3 protein-coding genes are annotated in these 3,032 nt (G+C 64.4%); all 3 read right to left on the bottom strand.

All coding sequences use genetic code 11. The annotated features are described in order from the left end of the window. A partial coding sequence (locus EN745_RS32755) for a helix-turn-helix transcriptional regulator (RefSeq protein ID WP_145992271.1) occupies positions 1-582 on the bottom strand: 582 nt, incomplete at its 3' end. A 95-nt stretch (positions 583-677) separates the two neighbouring features. Then, positions 678-1,220 (bottom strand): thioesterase family protein, encoded by a 543-nt coding sequence (locus EN745_RS32750; RefSeq protein WP_126056607.1) that lies wholly within the window; start codon positions 1,218-1,220, stop codon positions 678-680. Between the two features lie 12 nt (positions 1,221-1,232). Then, a partial coding sequence (locus EN745_RS32745; RefSeq protein WP_127423162.1) for a 3-hydroxyacyl-CoA dehydrogenase NAD-binding domain-containing protein occupies positions 1,233-3,032 on the bottom strand: 1,800 nt, incomplete at its 5' end.

Genomic DNA, 3,032 nt, shown 5'->3' with positions numbered 1-3,032 from the left:
AGGATGATCAGGATTGAGGGAGACCAGCACGATCGACTTCACGGTCTGGCGAGCCAGCACCTTGGCCATCACCTCACCGGCAACGGTCTTGACGACGACGCGGTCGCCCTTGCGGGTGGCAGCGCCCGGCTCGACGATCAGCACGTCGCCGTTGCGGTAGAGCGGCAGCATGGAATCGCCCTGCACCTGCAGCGCATAGGAGCTTGCTGTCGCCCTGGCCGGCAATTCAACCAGATCCCAGCCCTGCCCCGCCGGATAGCCGGCATCGTCGAAGAAACCTCCGGCGCCGGCCTGGGCAAAGCCGAGCAGCGGCACGGCTGACCTGCGTGCCTGCGACGCCGGGATCGAGCCATCACCTTCCACCAGCCCGGTGAACTCCTCCAGCGAGGCGCCGGTGGCCTCGATGATCTTGGCCAGCGATTCGGTCGACGGCCAGCGTGGCCGCCCGTCCGAGGACAGGCGCTTCGACTTGTTGAAGGCGGTGGAGTCGAGACCGGCGCGCCTTGCCAGACCTGACGCCGACAGCGAATAACGCTCGGCGAGTGCGTCGATGGCGGCCCAGACACGGTCGTGCGAGAGCAATCGAGCTCTCCTTCAAAACAGGAAAAAATGCCTCTTCCTGTCTACCGCGCAACCGCCCCAATGTCCACCGAGGAAGTGCGCGGGATCGCCAACGATCACGCCTTCTTGGCAAGTTCCCGCAAATTCCGGTGCGACGCCATGAATGCCTGCTCGGCCTCGGTCGGGGGGCGCGGCTGAGCAGAACGGCCAAGTGCGATGACCACCTCGCCAATGTCGAGAAAGCGGCGGCCGCGGCGGTCGTAGACACCGCCGGTGGTCATGATTTGCGCGGCCGTTTCGCCACTATCGAGGACGAAGCGGTGCCTGCCGATGACCGAGGTGCCTTCCCAGGTCTCGATCGAGGACACCACCTCGAAGCGCCGCCACAGCCGGATCTCGCGCACATAGGCCACCTGCAGCCCGCCGATCATCGGCGCCCAGCCGTTCCTGCGCGCCAGCGCGATGAGGCCGGCGCGCAGGAAGATGTCGATGCGGCCGAGATCGGCCAGCATCATGTAGCGGGCGTTGTTGAGATGGTTGTTGAAATCGATGTCGGTCGGCAGGCATCGAAAGACCAGCCGGCTTTCACCGCCGACGAGGTACGGGCCACGGCTTCGCGCCGTGGCCATCATGCGCGCCATGCGCGCCCAGACATACATCGGCGTCGGCCGTCAGGCTGCCTGCTTGATCTCGCCCTTCTGGTAAGGGTCGAAACGCTGGTAGAAGGTCTCGCCCTTCTCCGCCATGTCGAGCAGCAGCTTCGGCGCCTTGAACTCGGCGCCGTACTTCTTCTGCAGGGCCTTGGCGATCTTGACGAACTGCTTGGCGCCAATACCGTCGATGTAGGACAGCGCGCCGCCGGTGAAGGGGGCGAAGCCGAAGGCGAGGATCGAGCCGACATCGGCCTCGCGCGGATCGGTGACGATGCCTTCCTCCATCACGCGAACCGCCTCGAGGGCGATGGTGACCAGCAGGCGCTGCTTCAGTTCCTCATAGTCGACCTTCTCCGGCTTGAGCTGTGGATAGAGGTCCTTGAGGCCAGGCCACAGCTTCTTCTTCGCCGGCTTGGCCGGATAGTCGTAAAAGCCCTTGCCGTTCTTGCGGCCGAAGCGGCCATGCGTGTCGACCATGGTGTTGATCAGCGCCATCTGCTTCGGATCGACGGCCTTCTCGCCGAGATCCCTGATCGTCTGCTTCATGATCTTCTGGGCAAGGTCGATCGCCGTCTCGTCGGTCAGCGCCAGCGGACCGACCGGCATGCCGGCCGCCTTGGCGGCGTTCTCGATCATCGGTGCCGGGACACCCTCGATCAGCATCTTGTAGGCTTCCGACATGTAGCGCAGGACGCAGCGGTTGACGTAGAAGCCGCGCGTGTCGTTGACGACGATCGGCGTCTTCTTGATGGCGCGGACGAAATCGATGGCGGTCGCCAGCGCCTTGTCGCCGGTCTTCTTGCCGAGGATGATCTCGACCAGCATCATTTTGTCGACCGGCGAGAAGAAGTGGATGCCGACAAAATTCTTCGGTCGCGCCGAATTCTTCGCCAGCGAGGTGATCGGGATGGTCGAGGTGTTGGAGGCGAAGATCGCCGACGACTTCAGCACCGCTTCCGCCTTTTCGGTGGCGCTCTTCTTGACGGCGGAATCCTCGAACACGGCCTCGACCACCAGATCGCAGCCGGCGAGGTCGGCATAGTCGGCCGTCGGCGTGATCAGCGACAAGAGCCTGTCCTTGTCCTCGGGCTTGGCGCGGCCCTTCTTGACCTGATCAGAGATCAGCCTGTCGGAATGCGCCTTGCCCTTTTCGGCCGACTCCATGTCGCGGTCGAGCAGCACGACGGGAATGCCGGCCTTGGCCGTGACATAGGCGATGCCGGCGCCCATGAAGCCGGCGCCGAGGATGCCAATTTTCTTGAACTTGGTGTCCGGCACGCCGGCCGGGCGACGCGCGCCCTTGTTCAGTTCCTGCAGCGAGACGAACAGCGAGCGGATCATCGCTGCCGCTTCCCTGGTCTGCATGATCTCGGTGAAGTAGCGCTGCTCGATCTTGAGCGCCGTGTCGAAGGGTACCAGGAGTCCCTCATAGACGCATTTCAGGATCGCCGCCGCGGCCGGATAGTTGCCGTAGGTCTCACGACGCAGGATGGCGATGGCCGGCGGCCAGAGGTTGGCGCCCGCCGCCGAATAGACCGGGCCACCGGGCAGCTTGAAGCCCTTCTCGTCCCAAGGCGCCACCGGCTTCAGGCCATTCTTGATCATCGCCTTGGCGGTCTCGACCAGCTTCGAAGGCTCGGCGATCTCGTGGATCAGGCCCATTGCCTTGGCCTTCTGCGGCGTGAGAGTCTGGCCGGTGGTCAGCATCTGCAGCGCCTGCTGCGGGTCGGTCAGCCGCGGCACGCGCTGGGTGCCGCCGGCACCCGGGAAGATGCCGATCTTCACTTCCGGAAGCGCCATCTTCACCTTGTCGGAATC

The organism is Mesorhizobium sp. M4A.F.Ca.ET.022.05.2.1 (assembly GCF_003998845.1).
Lineage (GTDB): Bacteria > Pseudomonadota > Alphaproteobacteria > Rhizobiales > Rhizobiaceae > Mesorhizobium.
This window is presented reverse-complemented; position numbering and strand designations above follow the sequence as displayed.

Bases quoted from the DNA above. Each gene is read 5' to 3' on its own strand.
- EN745_RS32750 (WP_126056607.1), bottom strand. From the start codon at position 1,220: ATGTATGTCTGGGCGCGCATGGCGCGCATGATGGCCACGGCGCGAAGC.